20 protein-coding genes are annotated in these 22,148 nt (G+C 55.1%); 12 read left to right on the top strand and 8 right to left on the bottom strand.

Annotation, left to right across the window (positions count from 1 at the left end):
- Positions 1-30: 30 nt before the first annotated feature.
- From tssF to FFB58_RS04600, 5 genes are read left to right on the top strand one after another with little or no spacing between them, the layout of a single operon-like run.
- Entirely contained in the window at positions 31-1,785 is a 1,755-nt protein-coding gene (tssF, locus tag FFB58_RS04620) for a type VI secretion system baseplate subunit TssF (RefSeq protein WP_138369165.1), read from the top strand.
- The gene (gene tssG, locus FFB58_RS04615; protein ID WP_138369164.1) at positions 1,749-2,834 is read left to right on the top strand and encodes a type VI secretion system baseplate subunit TssG; all 1,086 of its coding nucleotides are present in this window, start codon (positions 1,749-1,751) and stop codon (positions 2,832-2,834) included. The genes tssF and tssG overlap by 37 nt, the downstream gene beginning before the upstream one ends.
- Positions 2,812-3,357 carry a type VI secretion system lipoprotein TssJ gene (gene tssJ / locus FFB58_RS04610; protein ID WP_138369163.1) on the top strand — a complete coding sequence of 182 codons (546 nt, stop codon included), beginning with the start codon at positions 2,812-2,814 and terminating at the stop codon, positions 3,355-3,357. The genes tssG and tssJ overlap by 23 nt, the downstream gene beginning before the upstream one ends.
- Positions 3,357-3,812 (top strand): type VI secretion system baseplate subunit TssE, encoded by a 456-nt coding sequence (gene tssE, locus FFB58_RS04605; RefSeq protein WP_138369162.1) that lies wholly within the window; start codon positions 3,357-3,359, stop codon positions 3,810-3,812. The genes tssJ and tssE overlap by 1 nt, the downstream gene beginning before the upstream one ends.
- Positions 3,813-3,835: 23 nt before the next feature.
- Positions 3,836-5,134: a VasL domain-containing protein gene (locus FFB58_RS04600; protein WP_138369161.1), complete on the top strand. Its 1,299-nt coding sequence runs from the start codon at positions 3,836-3,838 to the stop codon at positions 5,132-5,134.
- Between the two features lie 114 nt (positions 5,135-5,248).
- On the opposite strand, the gene FFB58_RS04595 is transcribed toward FFB58_RS04600, so the two are convergent.
- Both FFB58_RS04595 and FFB58_RS04590 read right to left on the bottom strand, forming a co-directional pair.
- A complete protein-coding gene (locus FFB58_RS04595) occupies positions 5,249-5,815 on the bottom strand; it encodes a DJ-1/PfpI family protein (protein WP_138369160.1) in 567 nt (188 codons plus the stop codon).
- Between the two features lie 41 nt (positions 5,816-5,856).
- Complete coding sequence (locus FFB58_RS04590; protein WP_138369159.1) at positions 5,857-7,089, bottom strand: sensor domain-containing diguanylate cyclase; 1,233 nt, start codon at positions 7,087-7,089, stop codon at positions 5,857-5,859.
- Positions 7,090-7,633: 544 nt separating this feature from the next.
- Here FFB58_RS04590 and FFB58_RS04585 point away from each other — a divergent pair.
- The 3 genes from FFB58_RS04585 (at position 7,634) to dbpA (ending at position 11,760) form a co-directional block, all read left to right on the top strand.
- Positions 7,634-8,761, top strand: coding sequence for a methyl-accepting chemotaxis protein (locus tag FFB58_RS04585; RefSeq protein ID WP_138369158.1), 1,128 nt, complete (start codon positions 7,634-7,636; stop codon positions 8,759-8,761).
- A 155-nt stretch (positions 8,762-8,916) separates the two neighbouring features.
- Entirely contained in the window at positions 8,917-9,900 is a 984-nt protein-coding gene (zntB, locus tag FFB58_RS04580) for a zinc transporter ZntB (protein ID WP_138369157.1), read from the top strand.
- A gap of 486 nt (positions 9,901-10,386) precedes the next feature.
- Positions 10,387-11,760: an ATP-dependent RNA helicase DbpA gene (dbpA, locus tag FFB58_RS04570; protein ID WP_138369156.1), complete on the top strand. Its 1,374-nt coding sequence runs from the start codon at positions 10,387-10,389 to the stop codon at positions 11,758-11,760.
- Between the two features lie 45 nt (positions 11,761-11,805).
- Here the strand turns inward: dbpA and ttcA are convergent, their stop codons facing one another.
- On the bottom strand, positions 11,806-12,741 hold the full coding sequence (ttcA, locus tag FFB58_RS04565) for a tRNA 2-thiocytidine(32) synthetase TtcA (RefSeq protein WP_138369155.1): 936 nt from the start codon (positions 12,739-12,741) through the stop codon (positions 11,806-11,808).
- 242 nt (positions 12,742-12,983) lie between these two features.
- On the opposite strand from ttcA, the gene FFB58_RS23005 reads away from it, so the two are divergent.
- The 3 genes from FFB58_RS23005 (at position 12,984) to FFB58_RS04555 (ending at position 14,285) form a co-directional block, all read left to right on the top strand.
- A complete protein-coding gene (locus tag FFB58_RS23005; protein WP_225759512.1) occupies positions 12,984-13,061 on the top strand; it encodes a hypothetical protein in 78 nt (25 codons plus the stop codon).
- Between the two features lie 215 nt (positions 13,062-13,276).
- Positions 13,277-13,783 carry a hypothetical protein gene (locus tag FFB58_RS04560; protein ID WP_138369154.1) on the top strand — a complete coding sequence of 169 codons (507 nt, stop codon included), beginning with the start codon at positions 13,277-13,279 and terminating at the stop codon, positions 13,781-13,783.
- Between the two features lie 85 nt (positions 13,784-13,868).
- Positions 13,869-14,285: a GFA family protein gene (locus FFB58_RS04555; RefSeq protein WP_138369153.1), complete on the top strand. Its 417-nt coding sequence runs from the start codon at positions 13,869-13,871 to the stop codon at positions 14,283-14,285.
- 19 nt (positions 14,286-14,304) lie between these two features.
- Here the strand turns inward: FFB58_RS04555 and FFB58_RS04550 are convergent, their stop codons facing one another.
- The 3 genes from FFB58_RS04550 to nifJ form a co-directional block, all read right to left on the bottom strand.
- Positions 14,305-14,517 carry a KTSC domain-containing protein gene (locus tag FFB58_RS04550; RefSeq protein WP_039028499.1) on the bottom strand — a complete coding sequence of 71 codons (213 nt, stop codon included), beginning with the start codon at positions 14,515-14,517 and terminating at the stop codon, positions 14,305-14,307.
- 196 nt (positions 14,518-14,713) lie between these two features.
- Positions 14,714-15,823 (bottom strand): porin OmpC, encoded by a 1,110-nt coding sequence (gene ompC, locus FFB58_RS04545; protein ID WP_138369152.1) that lies wholly within the window; start codon positions 15,821-15,823, stop codon positions 14,714-14,716.
- Positions 15,824-16,225: 402 nt separating this feature from the next.
- Positions 16,226-19,750: a pyruvate:ferredoxin (flavodoxin) oxidoreductase gene (gene nifJ, locus FFB58_RS04540; protein WP_138369151.1), complete on the bottom strand. Its 3,525-nt coding sequence runs from the start codon at positions 19,748-19,750 to the stop codon at positions 16,226-16,228.
- Positions 19,751-20,018: 268 nt separating this feature from the next.
- Between nifJ and FFB58_RS04535 the strand changes: the two genes are divergently transcribed.
- Positions 20,019-20,285: a DUF333 domain-containing protein gene (locus tag FFB58_RS04535; protein ID WP_039028502.1), complete on the top strand. Its 267-nt coding sequence runs from the start codon at positions 20,019-20,021 to the stop codon at positions 20,283-20,285.
- Here FFB58_RS04535 and hslJ read toward each other — a convergent pair whose 3' ends face one another.
- Together hslJ and FFB58_RS04525 are read right to left on the bottom strand one after the other, a co-directional pair.
- Positions 20,286-20,699: a heat shock protein HslJ gene (gene hslJ, locus FFB58_RS04530; protein ID WP_039028503.1), complete on the bottom strand. Its 414-nt coding sequence runs from the start codon at positions 20,697-20,699 to the stop codon at positions 20,286-20,288.
- A 260-nt stretch (positions 20,700-20,959) separates the two neighbouring features.
- Positions 20,960-21,949 carry a 2-hydroxyacid dehydrogenase gene (locus FFB58_RS04525; protein WP_039028504.1) on the bottom strand — a complete coding sequence of 330 codons (990 nt, stop codon included), beginning with the start codon at positions 21,947-21,949 and terminating at the stop codon, positions 20,960-20,962.
- Positions 21,950-22,148 lie beyond the last annotated feature (199 nt).

Below are 22,148 nucleotides of genomic sequence, written 5' to 3'. Positions count from 1 at the left end.
TACCTTTAAAATTTATAAATTCAGGTTCTTATGGACGATTTAACCCTGCGTTATTATGACGCTGAAATGCGCTACCTGCTGGAAGCGGGCGAAGAGTTTGCCCGAGCTCACCCCGAGCAGGCAGCAATGCTCAACCTTGATAAAGCCAGTGCGCGCGACCCGTACGTGGAACGTCTGTTTGAAGGCTTTGCCTTCCTGATGGGCCGCCTACGTGAGAAGCTTGACGACGACCTGCCTGAACTGACCGAAGGGCTGGTCAGCCTGCTGTGGCCGCATTACCTGCGTACCATTCCGTCAATGTCAGTGGTGGAGTTCACTCCTGACTGGCGCGAAATGAAAGAGCCGATGCGTATTGTCAAAGGCTTCGAAGTGAACTCGCGGCCGATCGGCGAGAAGGGGACCCGCTGCCGGTACACCACCACTAAAGAAATGAGCCTTCAGCCACTCTCGCTGGAGCAGGTTCGCCTGGCGACTGATTCCGAAGGTTGTTCAGTCGTCAGGCTGCGGTTTAACTGCAGCCAACTGGCGGACTGGAGCCGTATCGATCTCAGCCAACTTCCGTTCTATCTCAGTGCTGATGCGCCGCTGGCCTGCGCCATGCATGAAGCATTCACCATGAACGTGGCCCGGATGTGGCTACGGATACCCGGTGATGTGGACAGAAGACCGCTCGATGGGTATTTCACCGCGCTGGGATTTGATGATGAGGATACGCTGTGGCCAAAAGGTACCAGCAGCTTTAGCGGCTATCAGCTGCTACTGGAGTACTTCACTTTCCGCGAAAAATTCATGTTCACCGGCCTTCGAGGGCTTGAGACTGTGACTTTCCCGGCAGAACTTCAATGGTTTGAAATCGACATGGTTCTGACGGAGCGCTGGGAACACGACTTCAGCTTTACGGAGAAACACCTGCGATTAAACTGTGTGCCGGTGATTAACCTGTTCCCGCTGGAGTCCGACCCGCTGACGATCAACTCACTGCAAACCGAATACATGCTGCGCCCGATGCGTGTGCAGGATGGCCATACCGAGATATACACGGTGGATTCGGTGATCTCATCGAACCAGCACACCTATGTCCCGTTCTCAAGCTTCCGCCACAAAGGTGGAATGATGCGTCATGAAGCGCCGGAATATTACTACCACACCCGCGTGCGCCGTGGCCCGTCAGGGCTGCATAACACCTGGCTTATCCTCGGGGGCGAAGCTTTTGATAACCACACGGTACCAGAAGATGAAAGCCTGTCGCTGACGCTCACCGGTACTAATGGCCAACTACCACGACGGGCGCTGCAAAGCACTGTGCTCGATACGGTAATGAAAACCACCTCGGCCAGTGTCGCCGTACGAAATCTGTGTGCGCCGACGTTGCCCTGCTACCCACCGGCACAGGACCGTTTTCACTGGCGCGTGCTGAGCCATCTTGGTAGTGGGTTCCTGTCGATGATGGATAACGCCGACGTGCTGCGCGGTACCCTCGCGCTGTACGAATGGACCGACAGCGAGATGAATCGCCGTCGTCTGGAAGCCATCATTGACGTGAAGCACAGTGAAACCGAGCGTTTCGAGCAGGGCTACCTGGTGCGCGGTGTGCAGATTGAGGTGACGCTTGACAGCCACGGCTTTGCCGGGCGTGGCGACATTTGCCTGTTTGGTGAGATGCTGAGCCGTTTCTTCGCGCTGTACACCGACATCTATCTGTTTAACCGCCTGATCATCATTCTGCAACCAACCGGAGAGCGCCTGGAATGGGAAGAGAAGCACAACCGTCGCATTCCCGGCTGACCCCGAGGCTGGAAGCTGACCTCCACTGCATGAATTTTTATCGTTTTTGTCAGTTACTGGAGAAGCGTAATCCGGGCAGGCCGCTGATGGGCTCGACCAGCCATCTGGCACACGATCCGGTGCGATTTGCGCCGCATCCGGGAATGGGGTTCCCGGCGAGCGAACTGAAATCAATTGAATATGATGAAGAGGACGGCACTAACCCGCCGGTCATCCGCACCACCTTTATGGGGATGTACGGCGTGGATGCGCCGCTCCCGACAGCGTATCTCGATGACATCACCCAGCGCAGGGATGGGCACGAGGCGCTGCAGGGATTTCTGGATATCTTCAGTCACCGAATCCTGACGCAGTTCTATCGCATCTGGCGAAAATACTCTTACCCGGCCACGTTTGAGCCTGGCGGGACCGACAGCATTTCGCAGTCGCTGCTGGGTCTGGTGGGACTGGGCATACCGGGTACCGCAGAGCATATTGCGACTCCGGTATCCCGTTTTCTGTCGTTGCTTGGCGTGCTGCGGCAGCCTGGAAAAACCCAGGAGGGGATACAGGCACTGGTGAGCCTGCTGGCACCCGGTACCATAGTGAAACTGAGTCCCTATTGCCTGCGTCCGGTCGAGGTCAGTCAGCCACTGGGTTTTTACGGTGATAAAGATTTTGTGCTGGACGGCAACACGCCGCTTGGCGACGAAGCGATGGATGCCAGCAGCCAGTTGTTGATTGCACTTTTTTCCGATAACGAAAACGAGTCGCAGGGCTGGAGGCCGGACGGCCAGCTGTATCAGGATTTTCTGGTAATGCTGCGCGTCTACCTCGGCTGGCGCTTTAAGGCAAAAATCACGCTGACCACTCTGACCCGCCTGCTGGCCGTTCCGCCACTCGGCGAAGGATCTTTCTGGCTCGGCATGAACGGTGTGCTGGGGGCTGAAAAGGATGAGATTGCAGAGGATATCCCGCCGACCTTTACGACGGAACTGGGCTATTACACAGGTATGCATTCTGCAACACAACAACAAGGAAACCGACGTGTTACGTACAAGTTTGATTAAGCCTGCGAGCTGGCTACCTGCACTGCTGGCGTTCAGCCTGACGGGCTGTGGAGTGACGCAGGGCGTCGCAGACGGCACCAAATCAGTCTACACCGCGGTGTTTTACAAGAAAATTAAGGTGCTCCATCTCGATTTTACGGCTCGTGAAGCACTGAATACGGATTCCCGCGAGAGTAACTCACTGTCTGAGCCGGTGGTGGTCCGTATTTACCAGCTGAAGGAACGCAAAGAGTTCGACAAAACGGTCTATCAGCAATTGCTCAAGGACGGCGAAACGATCCTCAAAGCCGATCTGCTGGCGACACGCGACGTAGTGGTAAAACCGGGCGGGGATGCAAATCTTGATATGCCGATGGAAGAGGACACGCAGTTTGTAGCGGTGGTTGGACTGTTCCGCCATCCGGATTTGACCAACAATACCTGGAAGCAGGTTCTCAAACGTAAAGATCTCGATCCGGATAAACCCCGTATTCTAGAAGCCGGAAATAACCATCTGGCGTTACAACCTCTGAAGGATGACTGATGCCACAGGGATACAACACGCCGTCGCTGTATGAAATGCTGAGTGGTAATTTCTCCGGTGGCCTCAGCCTGCGCCAGGTCAGTGAGCAGAACCAGGTGATTCTATCAGTACTCGATAACATGCAGCGCGTGCTCAACTGTCGCGCCGGTACGCTGGCGCATCTCCCGGATTACGGCCTGCCGGATATGACCAAAATTCTCCAGGGGATGCCGGGTTCAGCGCATCAGCTGATTACCATACTGTCCGCGGTACTGCTGAAGTATGAGCCGCGCTTAAGCAGGGTCACGGTGGTGATGCTTGAGCAGGCGCAGCCGGGTGAATTGCGCTACGCAATCGATGCCGAACTCAAAGGCATCGGCCTTGTACGCTACGGCACCGAGTTCATGCCCGAGGGCAGGGTGCTTATCCGGCACCTTAAACAACAGCAGTATCTGGATGCCCGCTCCGCAATTTAGCCCTTCTTCAGACTGAAAATATCATGACAACACCTTCTGAGCGCCCCTATAAAACCGGGGGCGATCCGCGCACGCTTGCGGACTATGTCGCCCTGCGTAATGAAATGAATAAGCTGACGCATCCGGCGCGCCCGGATGTGAACTGGCTGCAGGCAGAAAAACTGAGCCTGTCCCTGTTTGAACACAACGGCGTGGAGCTGCAAACCGCGGCCTGGTTTACCCTGGCACGCGCATACCTGGCCGGGCTGAATGGGCTGAATGATGGCCTGGCGCTCGTCACCGCCTTAGTCACCCGGGAGTGGGACAATCTGTGGCCGCAGCCACTGCCTGCCCGAATAGAAATCCTCAATACGCTGAGCCAAAGGCTGCAGCGGGTTCTGCGAACGCTGGACCTGACGCATGCCGACCTCATTCAACTGTCTCAGGCAGAGGAGCACATGAATGTTCTGGACCATGCATTAGCGCATCTGGACGTGGCGCGTGTCAGCCAGCTCGATACCCTGCGCGTGCAGACGCATAACGTGGCGGTACGATTGGGAAATAGCGATGGGATGGATAACACGCCCCCTGCAGGCGTTGCCGTGCCGGCTGAAAATACGAATGAGCCGACTGCACAGGTTACGTATGAGCCTGTCGTTCAACCTGTATCACTGCCGGAATCGCCAACACCCGCGAAGCCCTGGAAGCCCTTTGCCGCCGGGATGCTGACCATGCTGGTGCTGGGCGGAACCCTGGTGGGGGGATGGCAGTTAATGCATCAGCCTGATCCCGTGAAGGGGCAGCTTACCTCTTTGCCTGCAGCGCTTTCTGCTGAGCAACTACAAACCCTGCAACACTCTTCTCAGTCATTGGAGAGTGGAATTTTCCAGACACAGCAGCAGCTGGCACAGCTGATAGCACTAAAGCCAGACTGGGCGCTGAGCTATGGTGATAACCTGGTGCAGCAGGCGCTCAGGCTATGGCCTGAACAGGGAAAAAGCCTGACGCAGCAGTGGCAGCAGCAGAAGGTGGCTATTGCGCTGGCACCGGAAAATCTGACCGGCTGGCATCAGGGTGTGACGCAGCTTGAGCAACTGGCGGCCCGGCTTAACGCGCTGGACGAGCAGAAGGGCAAATATATGACCGTCAGCGAACTGAAATCGGCGGTCTTTGCCATTCTGCAGTCGCTTAACCGCACCGTTCCGGCAGAGGAGCAGCTGCGCCAGCTCTCCGTTACTCCCCCCGGGCAAGCCAGTAACGCCGTGCGGCAGAGCCAGGTGGAGCAACATCTGCAGCAGCTGATTGCTTCTTATGCTGCGCTGAAACATGGCCTGGCTGAATAAAGGCTGTTTGGGGCAAACAGAAAATTTCAGGGACGACAGCGTGTTAGCCAGAGAGCGTTATTTTGACGCTGTCGACAGGCTGGCCTGAACCGCCAGCCTGTCTAAATTCAACTCTTACTTCTGCAACACCTCGGCAAATTTCGCCAGCCATTGCGGATGGGCAGGCCAGGCCGGAGCAGTAACCAGATTGCCGTCGACGTGCGCCTGGTCAATACTGATATCGGCATACTCTCCGCCGCTGAGTCGAACTTCCGGCGCGCAGGCAGGGTAGGCGCTACAGGTTCGACCTTTCAGGATGCCAGCCGCGGCCAGCAGCTGCGGACCGTGGCAAACGGCGGCAATCGGCTTATCTGCCTGGTCAAAAGCGCGCACCAGTTCAAGCACCTGCTCATTAAGACGCAGATATTCCGGCGCGCGTCCGCCTGGAATTAACAGCGCGTCGTAATCCGCTTCCTTCACCCCGGTAAAATCGGCGTTGAGAACAAAGCGGTGCCCGGGCTTTTCGCTGTAGGTCTGGGCACCGTCGAAATCATGGATCGCCGTCATGATAAAATCGCCTTTGCTTTTATCAGGGCAGACCGCGTCAACCTGATGACCAATCATCTGCAATGCCTGAAAAGGCACCATGGTTTCGTAATCTTCAGCGTAATCCCCGACCAGCATTAAAATCTTCTTGCTCATCATCATCACTCCTCACGCAATAAACACACCGGCAGGCACTGTCAGGCCGCCAGCACTTTGTTACGACCATCATTTTTGGCGCGATACAGCGCATCGTCCACACGCTTAAACAGCTCGTCGATGCTTTCATTCGGGTTATGCCGCGCGACGCCAATACTCACAGTAAAGCGGGGCAGGCCGGGAATGGCAATGCGGGCGACGGCTGCGCGCAGGGTCTCTGCGATCTGCATCGCTGCATCCAGCGAGGTGCGGGGCAGTAGCAGTACAAACTCCTCACCTCCCCAGCGGAACACGTAATCGTCTTTCCGACTACAGCTTTCCAGCGTCCGTGCGAGGGCAATTAATACTTCGTCGCCTTTCTGATGCCCGAACATATCGTTGATACCCTTAAAATGGTCAGTATCCACCAGCAGCAGGCTGAACTCCTGCTGGGCCGGGAGTTGGTTCGGCGAGGTATTATCGGTGAGATTATAAAACTGACGGCGATTGAGCAGCCCGGTGAGCGAGTCGCGCAGCGCGGCGTGTTCAAGCTCCTGCTCAAGACGTTTTTGCTCGGTGATATCGTGAATAATGCAGAGCATCAGTTTATCGCCGTAGATCTCAATCGGCCCGGCATAGGTTTGTACGTGCCGGGTGGAGCCGTCGGCAAGGCGATGGATAAAGTTGAGCGGCTTATGGCCGCCGGGCAGACGCGCAATCTCCATCATCACCGGCATAATGTTGCGCCCAAGGGTGTTGATCTCCCAGGTGTGCTTGCTGCACATCTCTTCATGGATATAGCCGTAAAAGTTGAGGGCTGCGAGATTGGCATCCACGATCAGGCCGTCCCGGGCGGGATCGATTAACAGCATTGGGGCGCTGTTGGTCTGGAAAAAGCGGGCGTAAAAGCCCTGTTTTTTGCGCTGGTAGGTGCCTGAACGGGTGGCCTTGAGGCCCGTTACCGGCTGCCGCGCCATCCCTTCAAAGACAATCACCTCGCCGAGAGTGTCAAAAACGGCCAGCGAGAGGCGACACGTGAGGCTGGTCTGCTGGCGATCCGCCACCACGCTCCAGACTTCAATAATTTCCTGACGGGCTTTTAAATCCGGCACGTACATCGCAAGTGTCGCCTGGGCATGGGCCGAGCAGACACCTTTACGCAGCATGTCCAGTGTCGCATCCTGCATAATCGTTTTGGCTGCCGTATTGGCGAACAGCACATCCTCCGTTACCGGGGATACTAACCATACGGGCGTTTTAAGCATATCCAGTGCATCAAACCCTGAAGGCGACATAGCTCATCTCATTTATCGTCAACCGAAATACCGGAAGGCCACGACGGAGCGGCACACGCCGGGTTCTTTGAAACATACTCCACTTCATCCGCTCGGGCAGAATTTTTTTGTGATATCAGCGTGAATTTCGTATTAATTTTACCAACTGGAACAGTTTTATTCGCCACTACGCCCGGAGCTATCTATTTAATTCAGTATCGGATCGCTGATATGAAAACATTAATATTATTTTGCATTGAGAGAAGAAATAACCCGCGCCATGCTATTTAAGCAGGGCTAAATACCACACCCCGGAACAGCTATGCAGCTTAAGTATAAAGCTTAAATGGCGTTGTTAAGCATATAATCCGTAAAAAGAGCTGGGTGCGCAATGATTCAGGTGGAACACCCATTCGCGCAGGAGGATCAGGGTTTATGTTCTGCCTTAAGGTAAACTATGGTGTGTATGTCATTAATAGTTTGTCTCTACGAAATGTAAGTGAAAAAATAAAAACTGAATGCTATATAGTTGTTACCTTCCGAAAATAGCGTTGTAGGATCTATTATGCTTAGAAATATAAGTGTGAGGACTTTTATTCTGAGTTATCTGGTAGTTGTGTTTTTGGTAATTGATGGACTGGTAGTATTTTTAGCGCCGCAAATGTCTTTGTTAATATTACTTAACTGTTTATTTGTCATCACATGGGGTTTTCTGTGGCTTTACATGACTCAGTACCTGGTCGTGCCAATCAATACGGTGAAGAAGAGTATCGAAGAGGTTGTCTCTGGGAACCTGGGCGTCACTATCCCGGAATTTGGTAACAACTGCGCTGGCAGACTGATCCCGGGCATAAATACGCTGTCGCACAATCTGGCGACCCTGGTGCGCGAGATCCGATCGTCATCCCATACCGCGATGACGCTTTCTGAACAACTCGCCGCCCGCAGCACGGCGCTGGCCTCTAAAACCGAGCTGCAGTCTGCGTCTCTGATCCAGACCTCCGCCAGCATGGAACAGATGGCCGCCACCACCAAAAATACGGCGGATAACACCCGGCTCGCCAATGAGAAAGCCAGTGTGGCAACACATCAGGCTAAAAAAGGCGGCGAACTGATGGGGCAGGTTGCTAACAACATGCACTCCATTACTGAATGCGCCCAGCAGATGACGGAGATTATCACCCTGATTGACGGCATTGCGTTCCAGACCAACATCCTGGCACTCAATGCGGCGGTCGAAGCCGCCCGGGCTGGCGATCATGGTAAAGGCTTCTCCGTTGTGGCGGGGGAAGTACGCAGCCTGGCGCATCGGAGCGCCGAAGCGGCCAAAAATATCAAATCCCTGATCGACGTCACCAGCAGCAACGTCAGTCAGGGGGCGATGGTAGTAGCGGAAGCCGAAAAGAACATGCATGAGATCGTCAGCGGCTCCGGGCAGGTCAGCAAATTGATGGACGAAATCTCTACCTCGACCTACGAGCAGGAGAGGGGCATCGCACAAATCACCCAGGCGCTGAGCGATCTGGAGCAGGTGACCCAGAGCAACGTGGTCATGGTAGAGGAGCTATCGGGCTCATCGGCGGTACTGAAAAATCAGGTCGTTGAACTGCAAACCCGCACCCGCAACTTCCATCTCGAACCGGGAGCCTCTGCGCCCATGTATGACGGGCGAAGCTATCCCGCCCGTGCCTGACAATAAAGCCTGGTTCGCCAGGCTTTTTTTCGCGCTACAGAGTTCAGGAATAGTCTCTTTTATGAATAAATTCAGCGCGATGCCGGGGGAAAGTGTTGCTTAAGCTGGCAGTCTGGCTAGACTGACAGCAAAGAACAGCTACTGGCGGAGGCGCTGTGGAAGGCATAAAAGGATCGGAAGTTAACGTTCCTGACGCAGTTTTTGCGTGGGTACTGGATGGTAAAGGCGGGGCGAGACCACTCACCGACGATGACGTTATCGATCAGCAGCATCCTTGCTGGCTGCACCTGAACTACACCCACCCGGAGAGCGCCCACTGGCTGGCCTCGACGCCGTTATTACCCAATAACGTGCGTGACGCGCTGGCGGGCGAGAGCCTCCGTCCTCGGGTCACCCGCATGGGCGAGGGGACGTTAATTACGCTGCGCTGCATTAACGGCAGCACCGATGAGCGGCCGGATCAACTGGTGGCGATGCGCCTCTATATGGACGAGCGGCTGATTGTCTCCACCCGGCAGCGAAAAGTGCTGGCGCTGGACGATGTCATCGGCGATTTAAAAGAGGGTACCGGTCCGCAGGATTGCGGCGGCTGGCTGGTGGATGTCTGCGACGCGCTCACCGATCACGCCAGTGAGTTTATAGAAGAGCTGCACGATAAAATCATCGACCTGGAAGACAATCTCATCGACCAGCAGATACCGCCCCGTGGCTTTCTGGCGTTACTGCGCAAACAGCTGATTGTTATGCGCCGCTACATGGCGCCGCAGCGCGATGTCTATGCCCGGCTGGCAAGTGAACGGTTGCCGTGGATGAGCGACGATCAGCGCCGCAGAATGCAGGATATCGCCGAGCGGCTGGGACGCGGGCTGGATGAAATTGATGCCTGTATCGCCCGAACGGCAGTCATGACCGACGAAATCGCCCAGGTGATGCAGGAGTCGCTCTCCCGCAGAACCTACACCATGTCGCTGATGGCGATGGTCTTTCTGCCCAGCACCTTCCTGACCGGCCTGTTCGGCGTCAACCTTGGGGGCATCCCCGGCGGCGATTTCCGCTTCGGCTTCTCGCTGTTTTGCATCATGTTAGTGGTATTGATTGGTGGTGTTGCATGGTGGTTACATCGCAGTAAATGGCTGTAAATTTACATTTTTTTGACGTCATAACATTCTTAAAACGCTATTTTAATTGAGCGAAGTCAAAAAACGATTTACCCATAAGGTGCAATATCTCTCCCGCAGGTGAATGCAACGTCAAGCGATGGGCGTTGCGCTCCATATTGTCTTACTTCCTTTTTTGAATTACTGCATAGCAAAATTGATTCGTACGACGCCGACTTAAATAAGTCGGCTTTTTTTTGCCTGCAATCCAGCAGCGACTACCCTAAAAGAGACCAACGCGTTTTCTGGAGGGTAATATGGCCATGCTCTTAACACTGCTGCTGCAACAAACGCGGCTATCGGACCCGGTGCCTACCGATCCGGTGCCCGTTCCCGATCCTATCCCACGCCCGCAGCCGATGCCGGATCCACCGCCTGATGAAGTGCCGATTAAAATGTCGCATCAGAGGCAGAGATCTGCGAGGATACGCGCCTGCTGACTGTGAGTCTTTTACCGCGAGAATAACTGTGACTGCTTTTTCAACGCTGAACGTTCTGCCTGCCGCCCAACTCGATAACCTTAACGAGTTGGGTTACCTGACGATGACCCCTGTACAAGCTGCCGCGCTGCCAGCGATCCTGGAAGGACGCGACGTCCGTGTGCAGGCCAAAACCGGCAGTGGTAAGACGGCTGCCTTTGGCCTTGGGCTGTTGCAGCAAATTGACGCCACGCTGTTCCAGACGCAGTCCCTGGTGCTCTGCCCGACGCGCGAGCTGGCGGATCAGGTTGCGGGTGAGCTACGTCGGCTGGCGCGTTTTCTGCCGAACACCAAAATTTTAACCCTGTGCGGCGGACAACCCTTCGGCGCGCAGCGTGACTCTCTGCAGCATGCCCCGCACATTATCGTTGCCACGCCCGGGCGCTTGCTCGATCACCTGCAGAAAGGCACGGTCTCTCTGGATGCGCTGCAAACCCTGGTGCTGGATGAAGCCGACCGCATGCTGGATATGGGCTTCAGCGACGCCATTGATGAAGTGACCCGTTTTGCGCCGCCAACACGCCAGACGCTGCTCTTCTCCGCCACCTGGCCAGAGGCGATCGCCGCCATCAGCGGTCGCGTGCAGCAAAATCCGCTTGCCATTGAAATTGACTCCGTAGACGCGCTGCCGGCCATTGAGCAGCAGTTCTTCGATACCACCCAGCGTGGCAAAATCCCGCTGCTGCAAAAGCTGCTCAGCATTCATCAGCCTGCCTCCTGCGTGGTGTTCTGTAACACCAAAAAAGATTGTCAGGCGGTGTGTGATGCCCTGGCCGAGGCGGGGCAGAGCGCCCTGGCGCTGCATGGCGACCTGGAACAGCGCGATCGCGATCAGACCCTGGTGCGTTTCGCCAACGGCAGCGCCCGCGTGCTGGTTGCCACTGACGTCGCCGCCCGCGGTCTGGATATCAAATCCCTGGAGCTGGTAGTAAACTACGAGCTGGCCTGGGATCCGGAAGTGCACGTTCACCGTATTGGCCGTACCGCGCGTGCCGGTAACAGCGGTCTGGCGATCAGCTTCTGCGCGCCGGAAGAGGCGCAGCGCGCCAATATTCTGGCTGAAATGCTGCAAATTAAGCTGAACTGGGTGGATGCCCCGGCAAACGTTAGCATCACGCCGCTGGCAGCAGAGATGGCAACCCTGTGCATCGACGGCGGTAAAAAAGCCAAAATGCGTCCGGGCGATGTGCTGGGTGCGCTGACCGGGGATATTGGCCTGGACGGTGCGGATATCGGTAAAATCGCCGTGCATCCTGCGCACGTGTATGTGGCGGTGCGTCAGTCTGTGGCGCAGAAGGCGTGGAAACAGCTGCAAAACGGTAAGATCAAAGGCAAAAACTGTCGGGTTCGTCTGCTGAAATAAGCGGGTGGGAAAGCGTCTCAGCCTTCACGCTGAGACGCTTTAAAATCACTTCACTTCAATAACGTTCAGACGCATCTCATCCAGCTGAGAGTCATCTTCTTCCGGCTGCCAGCCGACGGGCTGCATCGGGATCTCTTCACGGTCAAACGCCAGATCGCCGCCGTTAACCACTTCAGAACCGTGCTTAATGCCTTTGAAATCAAACAGGTTGATATCGCACATGTGTGAAGGCACGACATTCTGCATCGCGCTGAACATGGTTTCGATCCGGCCAGGATAGCGTTTGTCCCAGTCGCGCAGCATATCGGCAATCACCTGACGCTGCAGGTTTGGCTGCGAGCCGCACAGGTTGCACGGAATGATCGGGAAGGCTTTGGCCTCGGAGAAACGCTCGATGTCCTTCTCGCGGCAGTAGGCCAGCGGGCGGATCACGATGTGCTTCCCGTCATCGCTCATCAGCTTCGGTGGCATACCTTTCATTTTGCCGCCATAGAACATGTTCAGGAACAGCGTCTGTAAGATGTCATCGCGGTGGTGGCCGAGGGCAATCTTGGTGCATCCCAGTTCGGTGGCCGTGCGGTACAGAATGCCGCGGCGCAGCCGGGAGCAGAGCGAGCAGGTGGTTTTCCCTTCCGGGATCTTCTCTTTAACGATGCCGTAGGTGTTCTCTTCAACAATCTTGTACTCAACGCCCTGCTTATCCAGATATTCCGGCAGAATATGCTCCGGGAAGCCTGGCTGCTTCTGATCCAGGTTAACGGCAACGAGCGAGAAGTTGACCGGCGCGCTTTGCTGAAGATTGCGCAAAATTTCCAGCAGGGTGTAGCTGTCTTTGCCGCCGGACAGGCAGACCATGATGCGGTCGCCTTCTTCAATCATGTTGTAATCGGCAATGGCTTCGCCCACGTTACGACGCAGACGCTTTTGCAGTTTGTTCAGGTTGTACTGTTCTTTCTTGGTAATATCTTGATTTTGCGACATTTAATAGTGGCTCAATTCGTTCGTGGCTAAAGCAGCTCAGGCGGCCCGGCCTGAAGAGGGCGGACTGCAGATCAACATGAAAAAAATATGGCGTGTATGGTACGGATTACGGCGATGAATGTCAGCACGTTTTACAGCAAAGGCTCGCGTTCCAGTACACCATGATTTTCGCTATTTGCCGCCTGGCTGTTTTTCTGCAATGCAGTCTATAGTTGTAGTCCATCCACAAAAGGGAGGTACTCATGCAGTATGTTGAAAAAGATGACCCGCGCGAAGCGCCGGAATCGGGCGACAAGAAGCCCCAACCTGTTAAAAAATAGCTGACCGTGAGTCATACCCCCGCCACCCGTTTTTACGGGTGGCTTTTTTATGCCTTTTTCGCCATCTCCTCACTCAGTAGGTAGTGCTGTATCACTGCAACCCACTCACCATAAAGGCGCATAGGCCGATAATAGTTGACCCTGTACGATAGAGAAGAGACAGGTAATAAAGACGATGGTGGGCAAAACAGGACTATTACAATGAGGTGATAACGATGCGTAAACAGTGGCAATTACTGGCGGGTATTTTTATTTTACTGGCAATGTTTTCATCCGTCCGGGCAAACACAACGGCAATGGGGTTGACGTTAGGCAAAACCACGCTCCAGCAATTTATTACGGCTTATCCCTCGTCCCTGCATGAAGGGCGCAGTAAGTGGAGCGACGGCGATATATTCTCTATCCCTAACCGGGAGCTGGGTTTAGAGGGAGTAAAAAACAACGCCGTAATCTTCAATAAGGACGGCAAGATCACCGCCATTATGCTTGAGCTGGATAAGAGCCGATTTGATGAAGTTGAAAGTATGCTGGCGCATAAATATGTCGTGCTGAAAAAACAGATCTCTTTCGCCGGAGATAAATACGCCAGATACCAGAATGACGACGATTTAATCGAGCTTGATGCGCCCTATTTATCGCCGGTGATGAAGCTTACCTATTCAGAACAAATATTTCAGGAAGCGTATCTGAAAAAGAGCGCGGAGGAATATATCCGCCGCTGACGGAGCGTCTGGCATACACTTAGTCAGTACGCGGCATGGCGTCACGCCGCTCATGTAGAACATGCTTACCTGAAAGGAGCCTGCAATGGCGAATACTGTCTCTGCTCAGTGTCACTGCGGCGCGGTCCGCTTTACCGTCGAACTCTCGGACGGGTTCAATACCATCCGGCGCTGTAACTGCTCATTCTGTCGGATGCGCGGGGCGATCGCGGTTTCCGCGCCGTTATCCGGTATCAACATTGTTCAGGGCGAGTCGCTGCTGACCGAGTACCGCTTCAACACTCAGACGGCGGTTCACTATTTCTGTTCTGTTTGTGGGATTTACACTTTCCATCAGCGGCGTTCAAACCCAAATCAGTATGGCGTCAACGTCGCCTGCATTGAGGGTGTGTCGCCGTTTGATTTCCCGGAAGTGCTGGTGATGGAAGGCAGGGTTCACCCCAATGATGGCGGTGGCGGCGTTGCTGGCGTGTTGAGCTATCGCGCCACTCCGGACGAATAAAGATGCAGTTGAGAGGGGCTCAGGCGATTCTTTTCTCTTTGAATTTGCCCTTCACAACGCCATCGTAAAATCGACCTTTTGAAACCACGTTCAAAAAGTCGTTAAAAATCCGTACCGGAACCGGCTGATATTGCCAGGCGCTGCGATCCAGAAAACGGACCTCCAGCGTTTCATTGCATTTATCGTAGGCAATCGAGGCGATGCGCGAAGATTTAACGGTATGATGATTCATAATAGCAAGTCCTTTACAGCCGGGCAGACATGCGATTTATCTTGTATCAACTCGTCCAGTTGGCGCAACAAAAAGTGTGTAAAAGGCGCTATAGCAAATCTGAATATTTGAGCGGGACAGGGAAATGGATATTAAAGAAGCAGATCATTTAACCAATATAAAGCCTTAGCCCGCGCCGTAACGCGGGCTAATTTCATCAGAACTGGTAAACCAGACCCAAAGCTACGATGTCATCGGTGCCGATGCCATTATCTTTGTAGAACTGGTCGTCTTCGTCCAGCAGGTTAATTTTATAATCAACGTAGGTGGACATATTTTTGTTGAAGTAGTAAACCGCACCCACTTCAGCATATTTAACCAGATCCTGATCGCCCTGACCGTTGCCGAGATCTTTACCTTTGGACTGCAGGTAAGAGACAACCGGACGCAGACCTGAATCGAACTGGTACTGCGCAGTCACTTCGAAGTTCTGCGTTTTGTTAGCTACCGCGTGCTCGTTGTCGCCGTACGGGGTCATGTTACGGGTTTCGGAGTACATGGCCGCCAGGTAGATGTTGTTGGCGTCGTATTTCAGACCTGTAGTCCACGCGTCCGCTTTGTCGCCGCCTGCGGTGGTGTTGCTCACCTGGTCGTTGGTACGGTCAGAAGAGGCGTATGCCGCTGCTGCGCTGATGCCCATGCCGAAGTCGTAAGAGGTGGAGATACCGAAGCCGTCACCGTTCTCATGACGCACGTCACGACCGTTGTTGGTGCCTTCGTTACCGTTACCGGAACCTTCGTTGTTGCCTTGGTACTGCAGGGCGAAGTTCAGGCCTTCAACCATGCCGAAGAAATCGCTGTTACGGTAGGTCGCCACGCCGTTGGCGCGACCGGTCATGAAGTTATCGGCATTGGTGTAAGAGTCACCGCCGAACTCTGGCAGCATATCGGTCCAGCCTTCCACGTCGTACAGTACGCCGTAGTTACGGCCGTAATCGAATGAACCGTAGTCGCCAAATTTCAGACCGGCAAACGCCAGACGGGTCCAGGACTGGTTGCCAGAACCTTCAGTGTTATTTGCCTGAACGTTATATTCCCACTGGCCGTAGCCGGTGAGCATATCGTTGATCTGGGTTTCACCTTTAAAGCCGAGACGAACATATGTCTGGTCACCGTCAGCGCTGCTGTTGTCGGAGAAATAATGCAGACCGTCCACTTTACCGTACAGATCTAATTTATTGCCGTCTTTATTATAAATTTCTGCTGCATGTGCTGCGCCAGCCATTAACAGGGCTGGGATCATCAGAGCCAGTACTTTTCTTTGCATGATGACTAATCCTTATGCTGTTTTTATATTTTAAATATTTTTAAACTTTCCATGGAACTTCCTGCGCTGGAAAGTGGTCTCATGCTAAATCACTCTCTCGCCAGACGATAAAACATAATTGTTACCAGTTAAGTAAAATCTAAAGGAATTACTGCTGAAGAAATAGTTATAATTTTGGTGAATGTATTGAATTAAATCATATGAAATAAAAATTACCTTTTCCCGGTAGAAATCAGTACACTTTCCCCGTTATATGCCTGTAGTAAATTTTTCTGATCAATGAACAAATAAGGTTTAAATAGCTGAACTGTTATTTATTCATAAATGGAAGCGGCCCGCCTGAACATTCTGGCGGGCCTTTTTTATGCGTAAAAAAGCCCGGAGATGCCGGGCTTGAACGGGTTATTCGCTGGCCGATTTTTCGGCTTTCCCGGCCATCTGCGCCAGGAAGTCGTAGCGTTTTTGCAGATCGGCGGCGGCGTCTTTCCACAGCTGCTCTGCCACGTCAGGCTGCTGGGCATTGAGCCGACGGAACCGCTGTTCCTGCATCAGCGTTTCTGCCAGCGCATCTGACGGTGGGCGAGAATCCAGCGCCAGCGGCAGTTTGCCCTCATCGGCACGACGCGGGTCAAAGCGGTACAGCGGCCAGAAGCCCGTCGCGGTCAGCTGGCGCATCTGATCGTGGCTGAGCGCCAGATCGTAGCCATGCTCTTCGCAAGGACTGTAGGCGATGATCAGCGACGGGCCAGGGTAGGCCTCAGCCTCCTGGATCGCTTTTACCGTCTGGTTCAGCTGCGCACCCAGCGAGATCTGCGCCACATAAACATGACCGTACATCATCATGCTGACGCCCAAATCTTTACGCGCCTTGCGTTTGCCGTGTTCGCCAAACTTGGTCACTGCGCCCAGCGGCGTCGCCTTCGATGCCTGACCGCCGGTGTTGGAGTAACACTGGGTATCCAGCACCAGAATATTGACGTTCTCGGTGAGGCTCAGGACATGATCCAGGCCGCCAAAGCCGATGTCATACGCCCAGCCGTCGCCGCCAATCAGCCAGATTGACTTCTCAACCAGCGCATCGGCGTCGGTTAACAGCTGCTGCGCACCGTCCACCCCGGCCAGCGCCTGGCGCAGCTCGGCCACCTGCTGACGGCGCACGTCCGGCGTCGCCTCGCTGTGCAGGGCGGTGTTCAGCTCCGCCGGGATCTTATCGGCAAACTGCTCCAGCAGACGCATTACCCGCACGCGGTGCTGATCCACCGTCAGGCGGAAGCCCAGCCCAAACTCGGCGTTATCTTCGAACAACGAGTTCGCCCACGCCGGACCACGGCCGTTGGCGTCGGTGGTGTATGGCGTTGACGGCAGGTTGCCGCCGTAAATGGACGAACAGCCGGTAGCGTTGGCGATCAGCATCCGGTCACCGTACAACTGGGTCAGCAGCTTGATGTACGGCGTCTCGCCGCAGCCGGAGCAGGCCCCGGAGTATTCGAACAGCGGGGTGATCAGCTGCGAAGTTCGGATATCGATGCGCTCCAGGCTGTTGCGATCGATCTCCGGCAGATCGAGGAAGAAGTCGTAATTCACTTTCTCCTCTTCCACATGCTCAAGGCGCGACATCATGTTGATGGCCTTGATCTCCGGGTTCTGTCGGTCTTTCGCCGGGCAGACCTCCACGCAAAGGTTACAGCCGGTGCAGTCCTCCGGCGCCACCTGCAGAACGTATTTCTGGCCGCGCATGTCGCGGGATTTCACATCCAGCGAGTGCAGGCTGGCCGGGGCGTTCTCCATCGCCTCCGGTGATACCACTTTGGCGCGAATGGCCGAGTGCGGGCAGGCCGCCACACAGTGGTTACACTGGGTGCACAGCTCCTCTTTCCAGATCGGGATCGCCTCGGCGATATTGCGTTTTTCCCAACGGGTAGTGCCCATCGGCCAGGTGCCGTCCGGCGGCAGGGCAGAGACGGGCAGGGCATCGCCCAGACCGGCCAGCATCGCGGCGGTCACGGTTTTGACAAAGTCCGGCGCCGCGTCCGACACCACCGGCGGGCGGTTCGGGCTGTGGGCATTTACCGGCTGCAGCGGCACTTCCGCCAGCGACTCCCGCGCCAGCGCCAGGGCCTGCCAGTTGCGCTCCACCAGCTCCTGGCCTTTGCTGCTGTAGCTTTTGGCAATCGCGCCCTGGAGCTCGATCAGCGCGCTGTCGCCCGGCAGAATATGGGTCAGATGGAAAAACGCCATCTGCATCACGGTATTAATACGCGCCGCCAGGCCGCATTCGCGGGCGATTCTGGCGGCGTTAACGACATAGAACTTCGCTTTTTTCTGGTTTAGTACCGCCTGCACTTCCTGCGGCAGGCGCGCCCACACCTCGTCGGCGCTGTAGGGCGTATTCAGCAGGAAAATCCCGCCTGGTTTCAGGCGCTCGGCCATCTGGTATTTGTCGATAAACTGCAGCTGGTGGCAGCCGACGAAATCGGCCTGCGATACCAGATACGCCGAGCGGATCGGCTGTTCGCTGACGCGCAGGTGAGAAACCGTCAGCCCGCCGGCTTTTTTCGAGTCATAGACGAAATAGCCCTGGGCATACCACGGCGTGGAGTTACCGATGATCTTGATGTTGTTTTTGGTGGCCGATACGCTGCCGTCGCTGCCCAGCCCGTAAAAGAGCGCTTCCAGCTTCGCGGTGGAGGGCAGGGTGTTTTCCGGCAGCGACAGGGACAAATTGGTGACATCGTCATAGATGCCGACGGTAAAGCGCGGCTTCGGCTTCGCGGCGCTCAGCTCGTTAAAGATGGCCAGTACGCATTCGGGGCCAAACTCTTTCGACGACAGGCCATAGCGCCCGCCAATCACCCGCGGCAACGTCTCGCGCTCGCCGCTGTTAAAGGCTTCCGCCAGGGCTGTCATCACGTCCAGATAGAGCGGCTCGGCCTGAGCGCCGGGCTCTTTGGTGCGATCCAGCACCGCTACCGACCGCGCGCTTTCCGGCAGCGCCGCCAGCAGATGTTTTGCCGAGAAGGGACGGTAGAGACGCACCTTCAGCACGCCCACTTTTTCGCCCCGGCGCAGCAGTTCATCCACCACCTCTTCACAGGTGCCAATTGCGGAACCCATGATCACAACGACGCGTTCCGCCTGCGGATGGCCGTAAAACTCAAACGGCTTGTACTCGCGCCCGGTTTCAGCGGCAAAGTCGGCCATCGCCTGGTCCACATGGTCATACACCGCGTCGTACCACGGGTTGGTCGCCTCGCGGGACTGGAAGTAGGTGTCCGGGTTGGCGGAGGTGCCGCGGATCACCGGGTGTTCCGGGTTCAGCGCGCGGGCGCGGTGGGCGTCAATCTCCGCCTGAGGCAGCAGCTTTAAGATCGTGTCATCGGCGATCGACTTGATCTTGTTAATCTCGTGGGAGGTGCGGAAACCGTCGAAGAAATGAATAAACGGCACGCGGCTTTTCAGCGTCGCCATGTGGGAGATCAGCGCCATATCCTGCGCCTCCTGCACGCTGCCGGAGCAGAGCAGGGCGCAACCGGTCTGGCGGACGGCCATCACGTCGGAGTGATCGCCAAAAATCGACAGCGCATGGGTGGCGATGGTGCGAGCCGCGACGTGGAGCACGAAAGGGGTGAGTTGTCCCGCGAGCTTATACAGCGTCGGGATCATCAGCAGCAGCCCCTGGGACGAGGTAAACGAGGTGGACAACGCCCCGGTCTGCAGCGCGCCGTGGACGGTGGCAATCGCCCCGGCCTCCGACTGCATTTCCACCACGCGAGGCGTATCACCCCAGACGTTTTTCAGCCCGTTCCCGGCCCAGGCGTCGGCCTGTTCCGCCATGGTTGAGCTGGGTGTAATGGGGTAGATGGCGATCACTTCACTGGTGCGAAACGCGACGGACGCGACTGCGCCATTACCGTCAATAGTTTGCATATGACACCCTTACATTGCGCAAAGAAAAGAGGGACCCGTGACGCTTCGACGGGGCCTGTAGTTATCTTTTAAGTTTAGCAAAGGGGCGCTGAAACGATTTTCGCTTTTGTGTCCTGCTCATTAACGCCATCAATGGTTTGATCAAACTTTTGCCTGAAATTAATCTGCAATTGTTTTCACAGCGCATAAAACCGCGCTTCGGCTCTCGACGGCAGGGCGTGGGGTGCCTATTATGCATAGGTTTTGCAATTCAACGAGGGGAGAGATTATGCGCGCAGCATTTTGGGTTGGGTGTGCCGCTTTGTTACTGTCGGCCTGTAGCAATGAACCTGTTCAGCAGGCAACCGCCGCGCACGTCGCGCCGGGGATGAGGGCGGCTATGTCCAGTTCAGGAGAGGCCAATTGCGCCATGATTGGCGGCTCGCTGTCCGTTGCGCGTCAGCTGGATGGTTCCGCCATCGGCATGTGTGCGCTGCCTAACGGCAAACGCTGCAGTGAACAGTCGCTTGCCGTAGGTTCGTGCGGAAGTTACTGATTACTCTGCGCGTTTAAACACCAGCGTCGACTCGGCCGTCGCCAGGGTTAACACATCTTCCGTCAGATCGACCTGCGTACCGCTGCGCAGCATCGTTCCAATGGCGTGATCCAGCTCGTTCAGCTGTGGCTCGGTACACAGTTTACGCGTCATGGCGAGTTCCTTAACCTTAAGCTCGCCATCAGACAGCTTGCCCTGGCCGCTGAAGCGGTTGCACATCACCCCTGATACCGCCATTTTTTCGCCAAACGTGATTTCCGGCGGCGTGGCGACCGGGGCTATGGCGGTGCCGTTGATGCTTTGCAGCACGAAGCGGTGCTGCTGGAGTTGTTCTTCCTGTACAGAGGCTTTCCCTGGATTGACACAGCCTGTCAGCGCCATGCTGAGGAGTGTTACTGCGACGAGCGTTTTCATGTTTCTTCTCGGTATATTCACTGCGTAAATAGCTAATGGATAGTGTATTGCAGTGGATAAGATTGTCTTGCGGGTTAATCTGAAATGTCCGGGGGATTGGGTTTTGGGTTTTGTAGGCCCGTGCAAGCGTAGCGCCGCCGGGCGGGGTTTATTCCCTCTCCCCTTTGGGGAGAGGGTGAGGGGGAACATGCCGCACTGAGGGTAGTTCCGTTCACTTCAAGAGCAGTGACCCTACATCCCTGTAGGACACGCCCTAAAATTTAAAACAACGCGTTCGGGCTCTTCTCGCCTTTCTCCAGCTGGCTCAAGTTGCCCAGCGTGGTTTCTGAAATGCTGATCAGCGCCTCAGCGGTCAGGAACGCCTGGTGGCCGGTGAACAGCACGTTGTGACAGGCGGACAGGCGGCGGAACACGTCATCCTGAATCACGTCGTTAGACTTATCTTCAAAGAACAGATCGCGTTCGTTCTCGTACACGTCCATCCCCAGTGCGCCGATTTTTTGCGTTTTCAGGGCTTCGATGGCGGCCTGAGAATCGACCAGGCCACCGCGGCTGGTGTTGACGATCATCACACCATCTTTCATCTGGTCGAAGGCGCTCTGGTTCAGCAGATGGTAGTTGTCGGCGGTCAGCGGGCAGTGCAGGGAGATCACGTCGGATTCCGCGTACAGGGTCGGCAGGTCGACATACTCTACGCCCAGTTCCAGCGCGGCTGCGCTTGGGTACGGGTCAAACGCCAGCAGACGCATACCAAATCCTTTCAGGATCCGCAGTGCCGCCACGCCGATTTTACCAGTGCCGATCACCCCGGCAGTTTTGCCGTACATGGTAAACCCGGTCAGACCTTCCAGAGAGAAGTTCGCGTCACGGGTGCGTTGATAAGCACGGTGAATACGACGGTTTAAGGACATCATCAGGCCGATAGCATGTTCCGCCACCGCTTCCGGCGAATAGGCCGGAACGCGCACCACCTGCAGACCCAGCTCTTTCGCCGCATCCAGATCCACGTTGTTGAAGCCCGCGCAGCGCAGAGCGATGTACTTCACACCCTGTTTTTTCAGCTCTTCCAGCACTGGACGACTGCCGTCATCGTTAACGAAAATACAGACTGCATCAAAACCATGCGCGGTTTTAGCGGTTTTTTCGTTAAGCAGAAAGTCGAAAAATTCAAGTTCGAAGCCATACTCCTCGTTAACATGCTGCAGATACTTTTTGTCGTATTGCTTTGTACTGTATACAGCGAGTTTCATAAGACTTTCTCCAGTGAGTTTTCAATTACGTTAGCATGATTAAAATAATCTTACAATTTATAAAATATTATTGAATTTAATAAGTTCTCTGAATAATTATGTAGCAACTATCCTTAAAAATGGCGTTCGCTTCAACTGGCGGGCTAAACATGCCACAATATTCGGCACTGTCGGCTAATTTTTTTGCTAAATCAGGATA

This window comes from Enterobacter sp. MF024 (assembly GCF_005843915.1).
In the GTDB taxonomy this organism is placed as follows: domain Bacteria; phylum Pseudomonadota; class Gammaproteobacteria; order Enterobacterales; family Enterobacteriaceae; genus Enterobacter; species Enterobacter barmai.
The sequence above is the reverse complement of the archived record's forward strand: the minus strand, read 5'-3'. Positions and strand labels throughout refer to the sequence as shown.

Bases quoted from the DNA above. Each gene is read 5' to 3' on its own strand.
- tssF (WP_138369165.1), top strand. From the start codon at position 31: ATGGACGATTTAACCCTGCGTTATTATGACGCTGAAATGCGCTACCTG.
- tssG (WP_138369164.1), top strand. From the start codon at position 1,749: ATGGGAAGAGAAGCACAACCGTCGCATTCCCGGCTGACCCCGAGGCTG.
- tssE (WP_138369162.1), top strand. From the start codon at position 3,357: ATGCCACAGGGATACAACACGCCGTCGCTGTATGAAATGCTGAGTGGT.
- FFB58_RS04600 (WP_138369161.1), top strand. From the start codon at position 3,836: ATGACAACACCTTCTGAGCGCCCCTATAAAACCGGGGGCGATCCGCGC.
- FFB58_RS04595 (WP_138369160.1), bottom strand. From the start codon at position 5,815: ATGAGCAAGAAGATTTTAATGCTGGTCGGGGATTACGCTGAAGATTAC.
- FFB58_RS04590 (WP_138369159.1), bottom strand. From the start codon at position 7,089: ATGTCGCCTTCAGGGTTTGATGCACTGGATATGCTTAAAACGCCCGTA.
- FFB58_RS04585 (WP_138369158.1), top strand. From the start codon at position 7,634: ATGCTTAGAAATATAAGTGTGAGGACTTTTATTCTGAGTTATCTGGTA.
- ttcA (WP_138369155.1), bottom strand. From the start codon at position 12,741: ATGTCGCAAAATCAAGATATTACCAAGAAAGAACAGTACAACCTGAAC.
- FFB58_RS23005 (WP_225759512.1), top strand. From the start codon at position 12,984: ATGCAGTATGTTGAAAAAGATGACCCGCGCGAAGCGCCGGAATCGGGC.
- FFB58_RS04560 (WP_138369154.1), top strand. From the start codon at position 13,277: ATGCGTAAACAGTGGCAATTACTGGCGGGTATTTTTATTTTACTGGCA.
- FFB58_RS04555 (WP_138369153.1), top strand. From the start codon at position 13,869: ATGGCGAATACTGTCTCTGCTCAGTGTCACTGCGGCGCGGTCCGCTTT.
- FFB58_RS04550 (WP_039028499.1), bottom strand. From the start codon at position 14,517: ATGAATCATCATACCGTTAAATCTTCGCGCATCGCCTCGATTGCCTAC.
- ompC (WP_138369152.1), bottom strand. From the start codon at position 15,823: ATGCAAAGAAAAGTACTGGCTCTGATGATCCCAGCCCTGTTAATGGCT.
- nifJ (WP_138369151.1), bottom strand. From the start codon at position 19,750: ATGCAAACTATTGACGGTAATGGCGCAGTCGCGTCCGTCGCGTTTCGC.
- FFB58_RS04535 (WP_039028502.1), top strand. From the start codon at position 20,019: ATGCGCGCAGCATTTTGGGTTGGGTGTGCCGCTTTGTTACTGTCGGCC.
- hslJ (WP_039028503.1), bottom strand. From the start codon at position 20,699: ATGAAAACGCTCGTCGCAGTAACACTCCTCAGCATGGCGCTGACAGGC.
- FFB58_RS04525 (WP_039028504.1), bottom strand. From the start codon at position 21,949: ATGAAACTCGCTGTATACAGTACAAAGCAATACGACAAAAAGTATCTG.